Below are 21,466 nucleotides of genomic sequence, written 5' to 3'. Positions count from 1 at the left end.
GGAGTTCGGTCCGGAGTTCGGTCCGAATGCGGTGCGGAGTTCGGAGCGTGCCGTGCGGAAAGTGCGCGGCGCGGCGGACCGCGGTGTGCGGCGTACGCGACGCCGACCGCGGACCGCCGGCCGCTGGATGCCGGTCGCTCAGGAGCGGCCGAACTCCCGGCGGATGAACTCGAACATCTCTTCGTCGCTGGCGGATTCGAGTTGTTCCGCCACGGTGGCGGGCCCTTCCGTCTCGGTCGTGTCGGACGTGGTCCACCGGTCCAGCAGGGCGCGCAGGCGCGCGGTCAGGGGGGCGCGTTCGGAGGTGTCGACGTCGAGGCCGGTGAGTGCGGTGAGTGCGGTCTCCAGTTGATCGAGCTGGGCGTGCAGGGATTCGACGGTCACGGGGCTGTCGTCCAGGAGTTCGGCGCGCAGCAGTGCCGCGACCGCGTTGGGTGTGGGGTGGTCGAAGACAAGGCCGGCGGGCAGCCTGAGGCCGGTCGCGCGGCTGAGGCGGTTGCGCAGTTCGACGGCGGTGAGGGACTCGAAGCCGAGGTCGCGGAAGGCCCGCGCGGGTTGTACGGCGTCGGGGCCGTCGTGGCCGAGTGCGGCAGCGGCGTGGTCACGCACCAGGTCGAGCAGGTGCCGGCCGGCCTCCTCCGCGGTCAGTGCGGCCAGCCGGTCCCGCAGGGTGTGGCCCTCCGTGCTGTCGTCGACCGTCCGGTCGTCCTGTTCGGCGATCCGCCGCAGAGCCGCACTGGCCTCGGGAAGTTCATCGAGCAGCCGGGTGGGCCGGGCCATGGTGAACAGGGACACGAACCGGTCCCATTCAATGTTGGCGAGCGCCACATTGACGTCGTCGTGGTCGACCGCCTGGCGGAAGGCGGCGATACCGAGCTCGGGTTCCAGGAAGGGCAGTCCCTGTTCCTGGGCCCGCTCACTGATGGCCATCCGCTCGGCGGCGTAGCTCTCCTGGATGTCGACGGGCCGCCACACACCCCAGGCGAGGGAGGCGGCGGTCCGGCCACCGGCGCGAAGCTGCTCGGCCATCGCGTCGAGGTGCGCGTTGGCCGCGGCGTAGGAGCCGTGCAGGCCGCTGCCCCAGAAGGCGGCGATGGAGGAGTACATCACGAAGGCGTCCAGGTCGTGTCCGTCGAAGACACGGGCGAGGTTGTGCGCGCCGAGCACCTTGGCCTCGTAGGTGTTGGTGAACTCCTCGACGGTGGACTCCAGCAGGGGGCCGAGGTCGATGTGCGCGGCGGTGTGGACGACCGCGGTGACGGGCGGGCCGTAGGACTCGACCGACTCGACGAGTGCGGCGAGCGCGTTGTGGTCGGCGATGCCGCAGGCCGCGATGGTGACGCGGACGCCGAGTGCGGTGAGGTCGTTCTCGAGTTCGGCGGCGCCGGGGGCGTCCGGTCCGCGGCGGCTGGTGAGGACGAGGTGTTCGGCCCCGTTGCGGGCCAGCCAGCGGGCCAGCAGTTTGCCGAGGGCGCCCGTGCCGCCGGTGATGAGGACGGTGCCGCGCGGGCGGTAGGTCCGGGCGGGGGTGCGGTCGCCCGCCAGGTCGCGGACCATACGGCGGCCCAGGGCGCGTCCGCCGCGTACGGCGATCTGGTCCTCGCCGTCGGAACGGGCGACGGCGGCCACGATGCCGTGTGCGGCAGCGGTGTCCTCGGCGTCGCTCGGCAGGTCGACGAGTCCGCCCCACAGGCGGGGTGTCTCCAGGGCGGCGACTCGGCCCATGCCCCACAGTTGCGCCTGCACGGGGTCGGCGGCGGGATCGGCGGAGCCGGTGCTCACGCCGCCTCGGGTGACGCACCACAGCGGCACGGTGAGTCCGGTGTCGGAGAGGGCCTGGAGCAGTCCGAGCGTGCCGAGGGTGGCGGAACCGAGTGTGGGGTTCTCGGGCAGCGCGGAGGCGTCGAGGGACCACAGGCTGAGCACCCCGGCGAGGTCGGCTCCGTCACCGACGGTCTCCTGGAGGCGGGGGGCGAGTTTGCCGCGGTCGGCGTCCGTGGGGGCGACCGGCAGGACGTGCACCTCGGCGCCGGCCGCTTCGAGCCTGCCGGCCGTCTCGGTGACGAGGGCGCTGGACGCGTGGTCCTCGGGGACGACCAGCAGCCATGTGCCCTTCAGGGCGGGCGCGGACGCGGAGGAGACGGGGCTGCGGGGTGCGGGGATGCGGGGCGCGGGGTCGGTGAGCGCCGGGGTGCTGGGCGCGGGGGCGGAGAGCGCATCGCCGCCGGGCGCGGAGCCGGTAAGCGCCGGGCCGGTGAGCGCTTCGTCGTCGGGCGCGGAGCCGGCCGCCGCCAACGGCGCCGACGCCAACCCTGCGACCCCCGGTCCCACAGGCGTCACCGGCGCCACAGGAACCCAGGCGACCTTGTACCGCCACGAGTCGACGGTGCTCTGCTCCTCACGTGCGCGACGCCAGGCGCCGAGCGCGGGCAGCAGCTCGTCCAGGCCCGCGCCCTCCGGCACACGCAACGTCTCGGTGACGGCCGTACGGTCGTTGCGCTCCACGGCCGCCCAGAAGCGGGCCTCGGCCCGGCCCGTCGGGGTGGCGGTGAGGGCGGCGGGGCCGGACTCCAGCCAGTACCGCTTGTGCTGGAAGGCGTAGGTGGGCAGTGCGGTGGTACGGGCGCCGGGCCACGCGGGCGTCCAGTCGACGTCGACGCCGTGCACGAACGCCTCGGCGAGGGAGGTGAGGAACCGGCCGGCGCCGCCGTCGTCGCGGCGTAGGGACGGGACGGTGACGATGTCGGGTCCGGCGGTCTCCTCGATCGCCAGGGACAGCACCGGATGCGCCGCGACTTCGACGTACAGGGTGTGGCCGGCGTCCGCCAACTGCTGGGTGACCTGGGCGAATTCGACGGTCTGCCGCAGGTTCCGCACCCAGTAGGCGGCGTCGAGGGTGGTGGTGTCGAGCGGGCGTCCGTCGACGGTGGAGTGGAACGGCACGCGTGAGGCGCGCGGCTCGATGCCGTCGAGTTCGCGCAGGAGTTCCTCGCGGACGGTGTCGACCTGCGGGGAGTGGGAGGCGTAGTCGACGGGGATGACACGGGCACGTATGCCGTCGGCCTCGCAGGCGGCGACGAGTTCGGTGATCGCCTCCGGGTCGCCGGAGACGACGGTGGCGCGGCTGCCGTTGACGGCGGCCACTCCGAGCCGGTCCCCCCAGGACAGCAGGCGTTCCTGCGTGGCCTCCCGGCTCAGTGCCAGGGAGGCCATCCCGCCGCGTCCGGCGAGGCTCCGGCCGATGACCTGGCTGCGGCGGGCGACGACGCGGGCACCGTCCTCCAGGCTGAGCGCGCCCGCGACGACCGCGGCGGCGATCTCGCCCTGGGAGTGGCCTACGACGGCGGCGGGCTCCACACCGTGGGCGCGCCACAGTTCGGCGAGCGAGACCATGACCGCCCAGGAGGCGGGCTGTACGACGTCGACGCGGGCGAGGTCGCCGCCGAGTTCGGTGAGCAGGTCCCAGTCGACGTGCGGTCGCAGGGCTTCGGCGCAGGCGTGCAGGGAGGCGGCGAACGCGGGCCGGCTCTCGGCGAGGGCGAGGGCCATGCCGGACCACTGGGCGCCCTGGCCGGGGAACACGAACACGGGCCGTGCGGCGCCTTCCGTCACCGAGCCGGTGGTGAGGCGGGCGGTTCGTCCGGCGGCGGACGCGGTGCCGCCCGCGGCGAGTTCGGCGAGCCCGTCGAGGAGCGCGGTGGGGCCGAGGACCGCGGTGGGGCCGAGCGCCGTGAGGTCGTCCGCCACCACGACGGCGCGATGGTCGAGGGCGGCGCGGGTCGTCGCGAGGGACCGGGCGACGTCGGCGGGATCGACAGGCTCGGGCCGGTCGCTCAGGAACTCCCAGAGCCGGGCGCCCTGTTCACGCAGCGCGGTCTCGGTGGCACCCGACACCACCCATGCGACGGCTCCGCCCGCAGGCTGCCGGGCGTCGGCCGACGTGTCGTCGTTCTCCTGGGCCGACTCGGCGCCGGCCTCGTCGGCCTGTTCCGCCGTCCGGTCCGCCGGTTCGGCCTGTTCGGCCTGTTCGAGGATCACGTGGGCGTTGGTGCCGCTCATCCCGAACGCGGAGACACCGGCGCGACGCGGACGGTCGCGGTCGGGCCACGGGGTGTTCTCGGCGAGGGGGGCGACCGCGCCGGCCTCCCAGTCCACCTCGGGGCTGAGCTGTTCGGCGTGCAGGGTGCGCGGCAGCACACCGTGCCGCATGGCCTGGATGGTCTTGATGACTCCGCCCACGCCGGCGGCGGCCTGCGCGTGACCGATGTTCGACTTCAGGGAGCCGATCCACAGCGGCCGTTCGGCGGACCGGTTCCTGCCGTACGTGGCGAGGAGGGCCTGTGCCTCGATCGGGTCGCCGAGCTTGGTGCCGGTGCCGTGCGCCTCCACGGCGTCCACCTGGTCCGCCGCCAGCCGGGCGTCCTCCAGCGCGGCCTCGATGACCCGCTGCTGGGCCGGTCCGCTGGGCGCGGTGAGGCCGTTGGAGGCGCCGTCCTGGTTGATGGCCGAACCGCGGACGACGGCCAGCACCTCGTGTCCGTTGCGGACCGCGTCGGAGAGCCGCTCCACCAGGAGCAGTCCCACGCCTTCGCCGAGGCCCATGCCGTCGGCGTCCGCCGAGAACGCCCGGCACCGGCCGTCGGCAGACAGTCCGCGCTGCCGGCTGAAGCCCACGAACTCGGCGGGCGTCGACATCACCGCGACCCCGCCGGCCACGGCGAGCGAGCAGTCGCCGCGCCGCAGTGCCTGCACCGCGAGGTGCAGGGCGACCAGGGAGGAGGAGCAGGCCGTGTCGAGGGTGACGGCGGGCCCTTCGAGGCCGAAGGTGTAGGCGATCCGGCCGGAGACGACACTGGCCGCGCCGCCGGTGAGCAGGTGTCCTTCGAAGCCCTCCGGGACGGTGGCCAGACCCGACCGGTAGTCGAGCGGGTTGGCGCCGACGAACGTGCCGACGCGGCTGCCGCGCAGCGACAGCGGGTCGATGCCCGCGCGTTCGAACACCTCCCAGGCGGTTTCGAGGACGAGCCGCTGCTGCGGGTCCATGGCGAGTGCCTCGCGCGGCGATATCCCGAACAGCCCGGGGTCGAACTGGTCGACGCCGTCGAGGAAGCCGCCCTGTGTGACGTAGGTGGTGCCCTCGCGGTCGGCGTCCTGGTCGTGCAGTGCGGCGAGGTTCCAGCCCCGGTCCGCGGGGAATCCGGTGACCGCGTCACCGCCCCCGCTGACCAGGCGCCACAGTCCCTCGGGGTCGCGCACTCCGCCGGGGAAGCGGCAGGCCATGGCGACGACGGCGACCGGCTCGTGCTCGCGCGCCTCGGCGGTGCGCAGCCGCTGCTGGGTCTGCTGGAGGTCGACGGTGACCTTGCGCAGGTAGTCGAGAAGTTTCTGTTCGTCGGGGGGTGTGGACGTGTTCGACATCGTGGGGTCTCCAGTCAGGCGCTTGGGAAGAAGGGGGTGGGCGGCGTCGGGGTCAGGACGGGCTCAGCCCCTTGTCGATCAGGTCGAACAGTTCGTCGGCCGACGCGGAGGCGACATCGACGGTGGCCGTGCCGTAGGCCGGTCCTGTGGTCTCTCCGTCGGGCCCGGACTCGCCGGTGAAGCTCCACACCAGCGCCTGGAGCCTGCGGGCCAGCTGCTCCCTGGTCTCCTTGTCGGGCGGGGTGGCCGCGAGCGTCTCCTCCAGGTCGTCCAGTCGGACGAGGGCCGGCTGGGCGGCGGCGTCGTCCGGCAGGAGCAGGGTGCGCAGCCGGGCGGCGAGCGCGATCGGCGAGGGGTGGTCGAAGACCAGGGTGGCGGGCAGGCGCAGGCCGGTCGCCGACGTGAGCCGGTTGCGCAGTTCCACCGCGGTCAGCGAGTCGAAGCCCATCTCCCGGAACGCGCGCGCCGCGTCCACGGCGTCCGACTGCGGTCCGTGCCCGAGGACCGCGGCAGCCTGGGCCCGTACCAGTTCCAGAAGGTGGTGGTCCTGTTCGGGCCGGGACAGGCCGGCCAGCTGCCGGGGCAGCTCGCCGCCGTTGTCGGCGGGCCGGGCATCGGGTTCCGGGGCCGCCAGGGCACGTCGGGCCTCGGGGATCTCGTCCAGCAGGCTGCTGGCGCGGGCCATGGTGAACAGGGCGACGAAACGGTCCCAGTCGACGTCCGCGACGGCCACGAACGTCTCGTTGTGGTCGAGGATCCGTTGGAGTGCCGAGAAGGCCAGCTCGGCGTCCAGCAGGGGCAGACCGTGCCGGCTGGACTTCTCGTTCTTCAACTCCCGTATCTCGGTGTTGTGTTCGTCCCAGTCGTTCGCGGCGTCCCAGATGCCCCAGGCGATCGACACGGCCGCCTGCCCGCGGGCCCGGCGGCTTTCGGCGAGCGCGTCGAGGTGGGCGTTGGCGGCGGCGTAGGCGCCGTGGTCGCCGCTGCCCCAGAACCCGGCGATCGACGAGAACAGCACAAACGCGTCCAGGTCCCGGTCGGCGAACAACTCGTCGAGGTGCTCGGCGCCGAGCACCTTGGCGCGGCAGATCTCGCCCAGTGTCTCCGCAGTGGTGTCGGCGAGCATGCCCAGTTCGATGTGGGCCGCCGTGTGCACGACCGCGGTGATCGGCGAGCCGTCCGCCTCGATCCGCCGTACCAGGGCGGAGAGGGCGTCCCGGTCGGCGATGTCGCAGGCGGCGAAGGTGACCTTGGCGCCCAGCTCCTCGATGGCCTGGGCGAGTTGGGGCGCGCCGATCGCGTCCGCGCCCCGCCGGCTCACCAGCACCAGGTGCTCGGCGCCGCCGCGGGCCAGCCAGCGTGCCAGGTGCCCGCCGATACCACCACTGCCACCGGTCACCAGGACGGTGCCGCGTGGCGTCCAGTTACGTCCCGGCGTCCGGCCGGCGAGCGCGGACCGCACAAGGCGGCGCCCGAACAGCCCGGCCTGCCGTACGGCAACCTGGTCCTCCCCCGCGGGGACGGCGAGGGCCCGCACAGCCAGCCGCAGTGCCCGCTCGTCCGGCGCCACGGGCAGGTCGACGAGACCACCCCACAGCTTGGGATGTTCGAGCGCGGCCACGCGTCCCCAGCCCCAGACCTGAGCCTGTGCCGGGCTGGTGAGCCGCTCCGACTCCGTGACGGCCACGGCACCCTGGGTCAGGAGCCACAGCGGGACCTGGACGTCCAGGTCGTGCAGGGCCTGGAGCAGCGTCAGGCTGCCGAGCGCACCGGTGGTGAGGGCCGGGAACTCCGGGTGACGCCCGTCGTCGAGCGCCCACAGTCCCACGACGCCCGAGAGGCCGGTCTCCTCGCCCGCCACCTCGGCGATCCGCGCGGCCAGCTTCACGCGGTCGACATCCCCGGAATGCACGTCGAGCTGGCGGACGTCGGCACCCCGGTCCTCCAGTGCCCGGGTGAGGGCCGCGGCAGTTCCTCCCGGATCGTGTGCCGGGGTGACGACGAGCCAGGTGCCGGTCAGCGGTGTGCCGTCGTCGGCTTCCGTCAGCGGCTGCCAGGCGGGCTTGTAGCGCCAGGAGTCGATGACGGACTCCTCCCGGCTGCGCCGCCGCCAGGACGACAACGCCGGCAACACCGCACGCAGCCCGTCCTGGTCGAACTCCAGCGACGCCGCCAGCGACTCCAGATCCTCCTGCTCCACCGCCTCCCAGAACCGCTCCTCCACCTTGTCGCGCCGCACCGCCACCGACACGTCCCCCGCGTCGAGCCAGAACCGGTCACGCCGGAAGGGATAGGTGGGCAGCGCCACGGAACGCGCCTCGCCGTACAACGGTGCCCAGTCGACGGGCAGTCCGCGGACGAACGCCTCCGCGAGGGAGGTCACGAACCGGCGCGCTCCCCCGTCGTCCCGCCGCAGCGAACCAACGACCGCCGAAGCACCCGACTCCTCCACACCCACGGCCAGTACGGGATGCGCACTGCACTCCACAAAGGCACTCAGCCCGTCCGCGATCAGCGCCCGGACAGCCGTCTCGAACTGCACGGTCCCCCGGAGGTTCCGCACCCAATAGCCGGCGTCCAGAGCGGTCGTGACCACACTCCCGCCGGTCACCGTCGAGTAGAACGGCACCTGAGACGGCCGGGGTTCGACCGGCGCGAGCACGTCGAGCAACTCGTCGCGGATGGACTCCACGTGTGAGGAGTGCGAGGCGTAGTCCACGGCGATACGACGGACACGAGCGCCCTCGGCCTCCAGCGCCGCCAGCACCTCGTCCAACGCCTCGGGCTCACCCGAAATCACCGTGGACGAAGGCCCGTTCACGGCAGCCACCGCCAACCGGCCGCCATAGGTGGCGAGATGCTCCCGTACGACATCCGCAGGCAGCGCGACCGACGCCATCCCGCCCCGGCCCGCAAGCCGCGCGCCGATCACCCGGCTGCGCTCGGCGACGATCCGGGCGCCATCCTCCAGCGACAGCGCGCCCGCCACCACGGCGGCCGCGATCTCACCCTGCGAATGACCCACCACAGCAGACGGCTGAATACCGAACGACTCCCACAGCCGCGCCAGCGACACCATCACCGCCCACGACGCCGGCTGCACCACATCCACCCGCAACAGATCCCCGGCCAACTCAGCCCGCAGATCCCAGTCCACAAAGGCCTCAAGCGCCTCCGCACACTCACCCAGCGCCGCATCGAACACCGGGAACGCGTCGGCCAGTTCCAGACCCATCCGCGACCACTGCGCACCCTGGCCAGGGAACACGAACACCGGACGCGACACACCCCCGGCCACACCGACAACAGCCCCCGGCTCACCGGCAGCCACCAACCGAAGACCGGCCAGCAACTCCTCCCGGTCACCACCAACCACCACCGCACGCCGCTCCAACCGAGCCCGCGAACGCGCCAGCGAGTGACCCACGTCCAGCGGTTCGACCTCGGGGTGGTTCTCAAGGTGTTCGCGCAGGCGGGCGGCGAGCAGGTGCAGCGACTCGTCGGACGAGGCGGACAGCGTCCAGGGCACCACGCCGGGTCCGGCGCTCGTCTCGTCCATGTCGGCGGACGTGTCGGCTGCCGGCTCGGGCTGTTCGAACACCACGTGGACGTTGGTGCCGCTGATGCCGAAGGAGGAGACCGCCGCGCGGCGCGGTTCCGCACGCAGCGGCCATGGCTGTGTCTCCGTCAGCAGGGACACTCCGCCCGCGGACCAGTCGATGTGGGAGGACGGTTCGTCCACGTGCAGGCTGCGGGGCAGTACACCGTGGCGCATCGCCATGATCATCTTGATGGCGCCGGCGACACCGGCGGCGGCCTGCGCGTGCCCGATGTTCGACTTGACCGACCCGATCCACAACGGCCGCTCGGGCGAGCGTTCGCGTCCGTACGTCGCCATCAGGGCCTCGGCCTCGATGGGATCGCCGAGGGTGGTGCCGGTGCCGTGTGCCTCGACCACGTCCACGTCGTGCGGGGAGAGGTGGGCGTTGGCGAGAGCCTGGCGGATCACCCGCTGCTGGGAGGGGCCGTTGGGTGCGGTGAGCCCGTTGGACGCGCCGTCCTGGTTCACGGCCGAGCCCCGTACCACCGCCAGTACCTGGTGGCCGTTGCGGCGGGCGTCCGAGAGCCGCTCGACGAGGAGCATGCCGATGCCCTCGGCGAGTCCGAACCCGTCGGCCGCCTCGGCGAAGGCCTTGCAGCGGCCGTCCGGGGCGAGCCCGCGCTGGCGGCTGAACTCGGTGAACGCCGCGGGTGACGACATCACCGTGACACCGCCGGCCAGCGCCATGGTGCACTCGCCCTGCCGCAGCGCCTGGGCCGCCAGGTGCAGGGCGACCAGGGACGAGGAGCAGGCCGTGTCCACCGTCACCGCGGGGCCTTCGAAGCCAAAGGTGTAAGCGACTCGGCCGGAGGCGACGCTGGCGGTGCTGCCCGTCATCCGGTAGCCCTCAAGGCCCTCCGGCACGGGCAGCGCCGGATGGGTGACGCCGTAGTTGTGGTGGGTCATTCCGGCGAAGACACCGGTACGGCTCCCGCTGAGCGAGGTGGGGTCGATACCGGCGTGTTCCAGGACCTCCCAGGAGACCTCCAGCAGCAGCCGCTGCTGCGGGTCCATCGCCAGTGCCTCGCGCGGCGAGATGCCGAAGAACTCCGGGTCGAAGCGGTCGGCGTCGTGCAGGAAGCCGCCCTCGCGGACGTAGCTCTTCCCGGTCGCGGCCGGGTCGGGGTCGTAGAGGGCGTCGGTGTCCCACCCGCGCCCCGTGGGCAGCACGGAGATCGCGTCGCCCTCACCGGCGACGAGTCGCCACAGGTCCTCGGGCGAGCCGACGCCGCCGGGCAGCCGGCACGCCATCCCGACCACAACGACGGGATCGTCGTCGTCCGCCGTGGCCGCCTCGACGGCGAGGGGTGTCTCCAGGGTGTCGCCGAGGAGTTCGGTGTGCAGGTGCTCCGCGAGCCGGGCCGGGGTGGGGTAGTCGAAGACGAGTCCGGCCGGCAGCCGCAGCCCGGTGAGGGTGTTGAGCCGGTTGCGGAGTTCGACGGCGGTCAGGGAGTCGAAGCCGAGCTGGCGGAAGGCGCGGCTCTCGTCGACGGACGCGAGGTCGTCGTGGCCGAGTACCAGCGCGGCGTTGCGGCGCACGAGGTCGGTGAGCTCGTGGTGCCGGTCGGCGGCGGACAGGCCGGTCAGGCGCCGGACCAGGTCGGACACCTCCTGCTCGTCCTCGATCCCGGCGGCCGGTGTGGCCTCGGCGAGGGCCCGGCGTGCTTCGGGGATCTCGTCGAGCAGCCGGCTGGGTCGCTCGGAGGTGAACACCACGGCGAAGCGGTCCCAGCGCATGTCAATCACGATGGAGCAGGTCTCGTCGTGGTCGAGGATCTGCTGGAGCGCCCGGGTGGCGGGCTCGGCGTCCAGTGCGAACACGCCGTGCCTGCGGGCCCGTTCCCCGACCGCGCCCTCGGCCATGCCGGCGCCGGCCCAGGTGCCCCAGGCGACGGCGGTCGCGGGGAGCCCTTGTGCCCTGCGCTGCTCGGCCAGCGCTTCGAGGTGCACGTTGCCGGGTGCGTAGTTGCCCAGTCCCGGTGTGCCGAACGTCGCGGCGAAGGAGGAGAACAGCACAAACGCGCTGAGGTCGTGGTCCTTGGTCAGTTCGTGCAGGTTGAGCGCGCCCTGTGCCTTGACCCGCAGGACGCGTTCGACCCGGTCGGCGTCGAGTGCGCCCACCACGCCGTCGTCGAGTACGGCGGCGGTGTGGAACACGGCCGTGAGCGGCTGGTCGTCGGGGATGCGGGAGAGTTCGGCGGCGAGTGCCTCCCGGTCGGCGATGTCGCAGGCGGCCACGGTGACGTCGGCGCCCGACTCGGCGAGTTCGGCCACGAGTTCCGTCGCGCCGGGCGCCTCGGCACCGCGCCTGCTGAGCAGGAGCAGCCGGGGAGCGCCGTTGTGGGCGAGCCAGCGGGCGACGTGCGCGCCGAGGGCGCCGGTGCCGCCGGTGACGACGACGGTGCCTTCGGGACGCCAGGTGCGGGGCGCGGGAGTTCCCGCCAGGGGGGACCGCAGCATACGGCGGGCGAGCAGGCCGGCGGGCCGCACGGCGAGCTGGTCCTCGCCGTCGAGTCCCGACAGGGCCGAGGCCAGTAGCCGTAGACCGTCGGTGGTGGCTGTTTCGGGGAGGTCGACGAGCCCGCCCCACAGTTGGGGCAGTTCCAGTGCGACGACCCGGCCGAGTCCCCAGAGCTGCGCCTGGACACCGCTGACGGGAGGGTCTTCCCGGTCCGTGCCGACGGCTCCGCGGGTGGCGCACCACAGGGGTGCGGCGAGTTCGCCGTCCGCCAGCGCCTGGACCAGCGCGAGGGAGGCGGCGTATCCGGCGGTGACCGCCGGGTGTCCGGGGTGCGGCCGCTCGTCGAGCGCAAGGAGGGAGAGCACTCCCCCGGCGCCGGTGCCGTTGGTCGCGGCGGCGAGGTCGGCGGCGACCGACCGCCGGTCCGCGGTGGTGGCGTCGACAGTGAGGACGGTGACCTGGGCGCCCGCGTCCCGCAGTGCCCGTTCGGTGTGCTCGGCCCAGTGGTCCTGGTCGGCACCGGCGGGCACCACGAGGATCCACCGGCCCTCCAGCCGGGCGGGTCCGTGGTCGGTCGCGGGGCGCCACGCGATCCGGTACCGCCAGGAGTCGATGGCGGACTGCTCGCGGCTGCGCCGACGCCAGGACGCCAGGGCGGGCAGCAGCTCCCCGAGCCGGTCTCCGTCGAGTTCCAGTGACGCGGCGAGCGAGGCCACGTCCGCCTGCTCCACGGCCTCCCAGAACCCGGCCTCGGCCTCGTCGCGCGGCGCCACCGCGTCGGCGGCCGGCGGCGTCAGCCAGTACTGCCGGCGCTGGAACGCGTAGGTGGGCAGAGCAACTGTGGGGCCGGTGCCGAGCAACGGGCTCCAGTCGACGGGCAGTCCACGGACGAACGCCTCCGCGAGCATCCCCACGAAGCGGGCCGCTCCACCGTCGCCGCGCCGCAGTGATCCGACCACCGTCGACGCGCCCGACTCCTCCACGCCGACCGCGAGGACGGGATGCGCGCTGCACTCGACGAACGTACTGAACCCGTCGCCGACCAGTCGCTCGACCACCGGCCCGAACCGGACCGTCTCCCGCAGGTTGCGCACCCAGTAGGCCGCGTCCGTCCCAGTCGTGTCGAGCAGGTCGCCGGACACGGTGGAGTAGAAGGGCACGTCGGAGGAGCGCGGGTTGATCGGCGCGAGGACGTCGAGGAGTTCGTCGCGGATCGACTCGACGTGCGAGGAGTGCGAGGCGTAGTCCACGGCGATACGACGGACACGGGTGCCGTCCGACTCCAGCGCCGCCAGCACCTCGTCGAGCGCCTCGGGCTCGCCCGAGATCACCGTCGACGACGGCCCGTTCACGGCAGCCACGGCCAACCGGTCGCCGTAGGAGGCGAGGTGCTCGCGTACGGCGTCGGCGGGCAGCGCGACGGAAGCCATACCGCCCCGGCCCGCCAGGCGTTCACCGATCACGCGGCTGCGCTCCGCGACGATCCGGGCCCCGTCCTCCAGCGACAACGCACCCGCCACCACGGCGGCAGCGATCTCACCCTGCGAATGACCCACCACCGCAGACGGCTGCACGCCGAACGACTGCCACAACCGGGCCAGCGACACCATCACCGCCCAGGAAGCCGGCTGCACCACATCCACCCGCGACAGATCCCCGGCCAACTCAGCCCGCAGATCCCAGTCCACAAAAGCCCTCAGTGCCTGCGCACACTCGCTCAGCGCCGCGTCGAACACCGGGAACACGTCGGCCAGTTCCAGGCCCATCCGCGACCACTGCGCACCCTGGCCGGGGAAGACGAACACGGGGTTCGAGGTCCCGTCGGTGGTGGTGCCTCGGACCACTCGGCCGTCGGGTGTTCCGTCGGTCAGGGAGCGCAGTCCGTGGAGCAGGTCGTTGTGGTCGGTGCCGACGATCACCGCGCGGTGGGTGAGAAGGGCACGGGTCGTGTCGAGGGAGCGGGCGGTCTCCTCGGGCGTTCCCGGGGCGCCGGACTCGATGTGGTCGAGGAGTCGCTGGGCCTGTGCGCGCAGGGCTTTGGAACCGGCGGCGGAGAGGGTCCAGGGGAGAACGCCGGACGGTCCGACCTGCCCACTGCCGGCGTCCTGGCCGGTGCTCGTGACGGATCCGGCTTCGGCCGCGAACTCCTCGATGACGACGTGGGCGTTGGTGCCGCTGACGCCGAACGAGGAGATGCCGGCGCGCCGGGGTTCGTCGCCGGACGGCCAGGGCCGGGACTCGGTCAGGAGGGAGACGGCGCCCGCGTCCCAGTCGACGCGAGGCGTGGGCTCGGCCACGTGCAGGGTCCTGGGCAGGGCGCGGTTGCGCAGCGCCATGACCATCTTGATCACACCACCGACTCCGGCGGCGGCTTGGGAGTGCCCGATGTTGGACTTCAACGAGCCGAGCCACAGCGGGCGTTCGGGGTCGCGGCCCTGTCCGTAGGTGGCGAGGAGGGCCTGGGCCTCGATGGGGTCGCCGAGGGTGGTTCCGGTGCCGTGTGCCTCGACGGCGTCCACCTGGTGGGAGGCGAGCCCGGCGTTGGCGAGTGCCTGCCGGATCACCCGCTGCTGGGAGGGGCCGTTGGGTGCGGTGAGCCCGTTGGACGCGCCGTCCTGGTTCACGGCCGAGCCGCGCACGACCGCCAGCACCTGGTGCCCGTTGCGTACGGCGTCGGAGAGCCGCTCGACGAGGAGGACGCCGACACCTTCGGCCCAGCCGGTGCCGTCGGCCGACGCGCCGAACGCCTTGCAGCGGCCGTCCGGGGCCAGACCGCGCTGCCGGCTGAACTCCGCGAAGAGTTCCGGCGTGGGCATCACGGTGACGCCGCCGGTGAGGGCGAGCGAGCACTCGCCCTTGCGCAGGGCGGTGACGGCCAGGTGGAGGGCGACGAGGGAGGAGGAGCAGGCGGTGTCGACCGTGACGGCGGGGCCTTCGAGGCCGAGCGTGTAGCTGATCCGCCCGGTGATGACACTCGCGGCCTTGCCGGTCATCGAGTAGCCCTCGACGCCTTCGGGCAGGTCGCGCTGACCGAAGGTGACCCCGTATCCGGGGTGTCCCGCGCCGATGAACACCCCGGTGTCGGTGCCTTTGAGACGCGCCGGATCGATCGCCGCGCGCTCGACGGCCTCCCAGGTGGTCTCCAGCAGCAGCCGTTGCTGGGGGTCCATGGCAAGGGCCTCGCGGGGCGAGATGCCGAACAGTTCGCCGTCGAACTCACCCGCGTCGTGCAGGAAGCCGGCCTCGCGGACATAGCTGGTGCCGGGGGTGCGCAGGTCGGGGTCGTAGAGGGCGTCGAGGTCCCAGCCACGGTCGGTGGGGAAACCCGCTATGGCGTCGCGGCCCTCGGCGACGAGCTGCCACAGGTCCTCGGGCGTCCGGACGTCGCCGGGGTAACGGCAGGCCATGCCGACGATCGCGACGGGCTCGTTGTCGCGTTCCTCAAGCTCGGAGATCCGGCGCCGCGCCTGACGCAGATCGGTCGTGGCCCGCTTGAGATAGTCGCGAAGCTTTTCTTCGTTGCTCATGATCGAGTCTCACCTGTCCAGGACCGCGTCACGGGGTTTCGAGTTCGTCGTCGAGGAGGTCGAACAGCTCCTCGTCGGTGGCCGACGACACGTCCTCGGCCGGGTCACTTTCGGGCGGGTCGGCCTTGGCGTCCCACCGGTTGAGCAGCGTGCGCAGCCGCAGGGTGACCTCTGTGTGGGCCGCCATGTCGACATCGAGGGATCTGAGCGTGTTCTCGAGGCGGCTCAGTTCCTCAAGGAGTTGGGGCACGGCCCGGCTGTCACCGTCCGGGGCGAGGTGTTCCAGCAAGTGCTCGGTGAGCGCCAGCGGAGTGGGGTGGTCGAACACCGCGGTGGGCGAAAGCCGGACGCCGGTGGCGGTGTTGAGCCGGTTGCGCAGTTCGACGCCGGTGAGGGAGTCGAAGCCGGTTTCCCTGAAGGGCCGTTCGGCCTCTACCTGGCCGGGGTCCTTGAGTGCGAGTACCGCGGCGGCCTGCTGGCGGACGACCTCGACCAGCAGTCGGCGCCGCTCGGCTTCGGACGCGGCGTCGAGCCGGCGGCGCAGCGCCTCGGCACCCGAGGTGTCCGCCTCGCTGGCGGCCGTACGTCGTGAGGTGGCACGGACCAGGCCCCGGAGGAGCCCGGGGATGTCCGCATCCGACGCGGCGCGGGTCCGGAGCGTTCCGAGGTCGAGCCGGACGGGCACGAGCACCGCCTCGTCCGTGTCGAGTGCCGCGTCGAAGAGGGCCAGGCCGTCCTCGGAGGTCAGCTCACGGACACCGGACCGTTCCATGCGGGCACGGTCGCTGTCGCCGAGGTGAGCGGTGAGTGTGCTCTCGGCCTGCCAGATGCCCCAGGCCAGGGAGAGTGCGGGCCGCCCCTGCCCTCGGCGTCGTTCGGCGAGGGCGTCGAGGAAGGCGTTGGCGGCGGCGTAGTTTCCCTGACCGGGGGTGCCGAAGATTCCGGAGGCCGAGGAGTAGAGGACGAATGCCGAGAGGTCCAGGTCGGCGGTGAGTTCGTCCAGGTTCACGGCCGCGTCGACCTTCGGCCGCAGTACCCGTTCGATCTGCTCGGGTGTGAGGGAGCCGAGTGCGGCGTCGTCGGCGACGCCTGCCACGTGGACGACCGCGGTGAGGGGGTGTTCGGCGGGTATCTCGGCGAGGGTGGCGGCGAGTTGGTCCCGGTCGGACGCGTCACAGGCCGCCACGGTCACCGAGGCGCCGTGCTTCTCCAGCTCCACCACCAGCTCGGCCACACCCTCGGCCTCCGGACCACGCCGTGACGCCAGTACCAGGCGCCGCACTCCACGTACGGCCACCAGGTGCCGGGCGACCAGCGCGCCCAACGTGCCCGTACCACCGGTCACCAGCACCGTGCCATCGGCGTCCAGCCCGCGCGGAACCGTCAGCACCACCTTGCCCACATGCCGGGCCTGGCTCACGAACCGGAAGGCCTCGCGCGCCCGCCGTACGTCCCACGACACCACCGGCAGAGCCGTCAGCACACCGCTCTCCAACAGCCCCACCACCTGGGTGAGCCACCCGCCGATCCGGTCAGCACCCGCCTCGATCAGATCGAAGGCCTGGTAGGCGACACCGGGCCACTCGGCGGCGACGGTCTCGGCGTCTCGCAGGTCGGTGCGGCCCATCTCGATGAAGCGGCCGCCGCGCGGCAGCAGTTCCAGGGACGCGTCGATGAACTCTCCGGACAGGGAGTTGAGTACGACGTCCACACCACGACCACCCGTCACCTCCAGGAACCGCTCCCGGAACTCCAGCGACCGCGACGACCCGATATGCGCCTCGTCCAGACCCAGCTCACGCAAAGCAGCCCACTTGCCCGGACTCGCCGTGGCGAACACCTCAGCACCCAGATGCCGCGCCACCTGCACCGCAGCCATCCCCACACCACCGGCACCCGCATGCACCAGCACCACATCACCGCCACCCACACCCGCCAACTCCACCAACCCCATCCACGCCGTCAGAAAGACGATGGGGACGGAGGCCGCGGTCTCGAAGGACCAGTCCTCGGGCAGGCGTACGACCATGCGGGCGTCGGCGATGGTATGTGTGCCGAAGGCCCGGGGGACGATGCCCATGACCCGGTCGCCCGGCGCGAGGTGGGTGACCTCGGGGCCGGTCTCCACCACAACGCCGGCGCCCTCGTCGCCGAGCCAGGGGGCCGACTCTCCGGGGTACATGCCGAGGGCGATCAGGACATCCCGGAAGTTCACTCCGGACGCGCGCAGGGCGATCCGGACCTGCCCCGGCTCCAGCGGGTCGGCCGTCTCGGGGGCGACGGTCAGGCGCAGGGCGTCCAGCGATCCCGCCTTCGCGGTTTCGAGGCGCCACGGGCCCTCCGCCGGCGGGCGCAGGACGTCCGGGGTGACGGCCCGGACCAGCCGCGGCACGAACAGACCCTGTTCCCGCAGCCGGACGTGGTCCTCGCCGGGCACAACGGTCTCCGCGAGAACGGCTGCGGTCAGACCGTCCTCCTCCACGTCCAACAGCAGGAAGCGGCCAGGGTGTTCGGCCTGCGCACTCCTGACCAGGCCCCGCACGGCGGCGTGGGCGAGGTCGTGGACATGCGTGACGAACAGCAGCGGGGCGTTGCCGGAGCCCTCGTACGCGAGTCGGCCGCGGGCCAGCGCCAGCACCTGATCCAGGGCATCGCGTACGTCGATGCCCCTCGGCACCCGGGCGACGAGGACCCGGGGCGCCTCCGCACCGTCCAGCTCGTGCAGATCGGTCGCGCCGGGGGTCAGCTCGACGACTGTGAGCGGGGACCTGCCGGCCGGGGACGCCGACGCGGGGACGGCCGGGACCCATTCGACGCGGTAGAGCGAGTCGTGGCCGGCCGAAGCCGCGCGGAGCGCCTCCGCCGACACCGGGCGCAGGGCCAGCGACTCGACCGACGTGACCGGCTGTCCCGTACCGTCGGCCATCAGAAGGGCGACCGAATTGCCTCCGGCCGGGATGATCCGTACCCGGAGAGCGGTCGCACCCGAGGCGTGCATCTCCACTCCGTCGAAGGAGAACGGCAGCATCGCCCCACTGTTCTGGTCGACCAGACCGCCGAGGCCGATGGGGTGCAACGCGGCGTCCAGCAGCGCGGGATGGACGCCAAAGGCGTTCGCCTCCACCCCTTCGGACAGCGCCACCTCCGCGTACACCTCCCCGCCGCGCCGCCACGCCGCTCGCAGCCCACGGAACACCGGCCCGTAGCCAGGGCCCTCCTGCGCCAACCGCTCGTAGAAGTCGGTGAGATCGACCGGCTCGGCGTCCGTCGGGGGCCATACGGTGAGGTCGTCCGCCGGTGTCGCGGCGGCCGAGGTCAGTCGGCCACTGGCATGCAGGGTCCAGGTCTGGTCGTCGACGGCGTCCGCGAGGGAGAAGACGGACAGTGACCGGCTTCCGGTCTCGTCCGGTTCGCCGACCACCACCTGAATCCGTACGGAGAGTTCCTCCGGGAGCACCAGGGGCGTTTGCAGGGTGAGTTCCTCGACCCGGCCGCAGCCGACCTCGTCGCCGGCGCGCACGGCCAGTTCGACGAACGCCGTACCCGGCAGCAGGACCACACCACCGACCTGGTGGTCGACCACCCAGGGCTGCGAGGTGCGGGATACGCGGCCGGTGAGGACCACACCCCGGCCGTCCGCCATCGACACCGCAGCACCGAGGAGGGGGTGTCCGGCGCCGACCAGGCCTAGGCCCTCGGCGTCGATGGCGGAGGCAGATTTGGGCAACCAGTAGTGCTGGCGCTGGAATGCGTAGGTGGGGAGGTCGACCTGCTTTCCGCCTGCGCACAGGGGTGTCCAGTCGACGTTAGTGCCGTTCGCCCAGGCCTGACCGATGCCCTCGACGACGGACACGGCCTCGTCCGTGTCCTTGCGGCAGAGCGCCACCAAGGACAAGGCCTGCGGATCCTGAAGTGCCTGCCCCGCCATGCCGGTCAGCGTCGCGTCAGGACCGATCTCGATGAGGGCCGACAGATGACGGTTCTCCAGTTCCTCCACGGCGTCGCCGAACCGGACCGCGGCACGCGCGTGCCGTACCCAGTAGTCCACCGAGGCGACATCGCCGCCGCCATCCACCGTGGACACGAAGTCCACCGTCGGCGAGTGGAAGGCAAGGCCTTCGAGCACCGCACGGAACTCGTCCAGCATCGGCTCCATCAACGGCGAGTGGAACGCATGCGACACCCGCAGCTTCCGCGTCCGCACACCCTTCTCCGTGAAGCCCGCGGCAACGTCATCCACCACCACGCCGGCACCGGACACCACCACCGACGACCGACCATTGACCGCCGCAATCCCGACCTCGTCGAGCCGGTCCGCGATCACATCCGCGACTTCGGCCTCGGGAGCCGCGATCGCCACCATGGCGCCGCCCTCGGGCAGCTCCTGCATCAACCGACCACGTGCCTCGACCAGTCGGCACGCATCCTCAAGCGACAGCACGCCCGCGATGTGGGCCGCCGCGATCTCACCCACCGAATGCCCGACCACCACGTCCGGCCGCACACCCCACGACTCCACCAACCGGAACAACGCCACCTCGAACGCGAACAACGCCGGCTGCGCCCACCCCGTCCCCTCAGGAACCTCGTCCCCGAGCGAGCGCCCCAGCTCCGCACACACCTCGTCCCAAGCCCGCGCGAACACCGGGAAAGCCGCACGGAGTTCCCGGCCCATACCCGCCCGCTGCGAACCCTGACCGGCGAACAGCAACCCCACACCGCCATCACCCGGACCGACCTGACCCCGGACACCACCGTCCGACGCCAACGCAGAGATCAGAGCGTCCCGGTCACGACCCGCCACCACCGCCCGGTAGTCCAGCCCGGACCGCCGCAGCAAGGACCCGGCCACATCCACCGCGCCGACATCCGCGCGCGACTCCGCGAACGACGCCAACCGGCCCAGCTGAGCCGCCAACGCCTCCGCCGACCGCGCAGACACCACCCACGGCACCACAACCGCACCCGCACCCGCATCCGCATCCGCATCCGAAGACGGATCGTCGGAAGGCTCCTCCGCCGGAGCCACCTCCACCGGAGCCTGCTCCAGCACCACATGCGCGTTCGTCCCGCTGGCGCCGAAGGAGGACACCGACGCCCGCCGGGGGCGGCCCGTCTCCGGCCAGGAGTGACAGTCCCTGAGGAGACTGATCGCGCCGCTGTTCCAGTCGACCTTGGGTGTGGGCTCGTCCAGGTGGAGGGTCCGGGGCAGCAGACCGTGCCGCATCGCCATGACCATCTTCATCACGCCGCCCATGCCGGCGGCGGCCTGGGCGTGTCCGATGTTGGACTTCAGCGAGCCGAGATAAAGGGGGTGCCCCCCGTTCCGGTCCTGTCCGTAGGTCGCCAGCAGGGCCTGCGCCTCGATCGGGTCACCGAGCGTCGTACCGGTGCCGTGTGCCTCCACCGCGTCGACCTCGGCGGCGGAGAGCCGGGCGGCCGCGAGGGCCTGGCGGATCACACGCTGCTGTGCCGGGCCGTTGGGTGCGGTGAGGCCGCTGCTCGCGCCGTCCTGGTTGACCGCGGTACCTCGTACCACGGCCAGCACCTTGTGTCCGTTGCGGCGGGCGTCACTGAGTCGTTCGACGAGGAGCACGCCCGCCCCCTCGGCCCACCCCGTACCGTCGGCCGACGCCGAGAACGCCTTGCAGCGCCCGTCCGGCGAGAGCCCCCGCTGCCGGCTGAAGCCGATGAACACGTCAGGTGTGGCGAGGACCGTCACGCCCGCGGCCAGGGCCATCGTGCACTCGCCCTGCCGCAGGGCCGTCACGGCGAGGTGCAGGGCAGTGAGCGAGGAGGAGCAGGCGGTGTCGATCGTGACCGCCGGGCCTTCGAGGCCGAAGGAGTAGGCGATCCGGCCGGACAGGACGCTGCCCGCGTTGCCGGTGCCTATGAACGCCTCGACGTCCTGGGGGACCTGGTCCATGGACATGCCGTAGTCGTGGTACATGATTCCCGCGTAGACGCCGGTGCGGCTCCCCCGCAGGGTGGCCGGGTCGATGCCCGCCCGCTCCATCACCTCCCAGGACGTCTCCAGCAGCAGCCGCTGCTGCGGGTCCATGGCGAGCGCCTCACGCGGCGAGATACCGAAGAAGGCCGCGTCGAACTCCGCCGCGTCGTACAGGAAGCCGCCTTCACGCACATACGACTTGCCGGGCGCCTCCGGGTCCGGGTCGTAGAGCGTGTCGAGGTTCCATCCGCGGTCGTCGGGGAAGCCGGAGACACCGTCGCGGCCGTTGGCCACGAGGTCCCACAGCTCCTCCGGTGAGTTGACTCCGCCGGGGAAGCGGCAGGCCATGCCGACGATCGCGACGGGTTCCGCGGCGGCGGCGACCAGCTGTTCGTTCTGGCGGCGCAGGCGCTCGGTCTCCTTGAGCGCGGTCCTGAGGGCGCCGACCACCTTGTCCTGGGTCGGCCGGTCCGCGGCCGCGTTGTCCTGAGGTGAGGTCATGGGAGGTT

3 protein-coding genes are annotated in these 21,466 nt (G+C 72.4%); all 3 read right to left on the bottom strand.

Annotated features, from left to right (window positions below):
- Nucleotides 1–138 precede the first annotated feature (138 nt).
- The 3 genes from ACIQAC_RS31510 to ACIQAC_RS31500 are packed head-to-tail and all read right to left on the bottom strand — an operon-like array spanning nucleotide 139 to nucleotide 21,407.
- Nucleotides 139–5,418 carry an SDR family NAD(P)-dependent oxidoreductase gene (locus ACIQAC_RS31510; protein WP_402197000.1) on the bottom strand — a complete coding sequence of 1,760 codons (5,280 nt, stop codon included), beginning with the start codon at nucleotides 5,416–5,418 and terminating at the stop codon, nucleotides 139–141.
- Nucleotides 5,419–5,470: 52 nt separating this feature from the next.
- Nucleotides 5,471–15,010 (bottom strand): type I polyketide synthase, encoded by a 9,540-nt coding sequence (locus ACIQAC_RS31505; RefSeq protein ID WP_402197140.1) that lies wholly within the window; start codon nucleotides 15,008–15,010, stop codon nucleotides 5,471–5,473.
- 25 nt (nucleotides 15,011–15,035) lie between these two features.
- A complete protein-coding gene (locus ACIQAC_RS31500) occupies nucleotides 15,036–21,407 on the bottom strand; it encodes an SDR family NAD(P)-dependent oxidoreductase (protein WP_402197137.1) in 6,372 nt (2,123 codons plus the stop codon).
- Nucleotides 21,408–21,466: the final 59 nt, after the last annotated feature.

Source organism: Streptomyces sp. NPDC088387 (assembly GCF_044753385.1).
GTDB lineage: Bacteria > Actinomycetota > Actinomycetes > Streptomycetales > Streptomycetaceae > Streptomyces.
The sequence above is the reverse complement of the archived record's forward strand: the minus strand, read 5'-3'. Positions and strand labels throughout refer to the sequence as shown.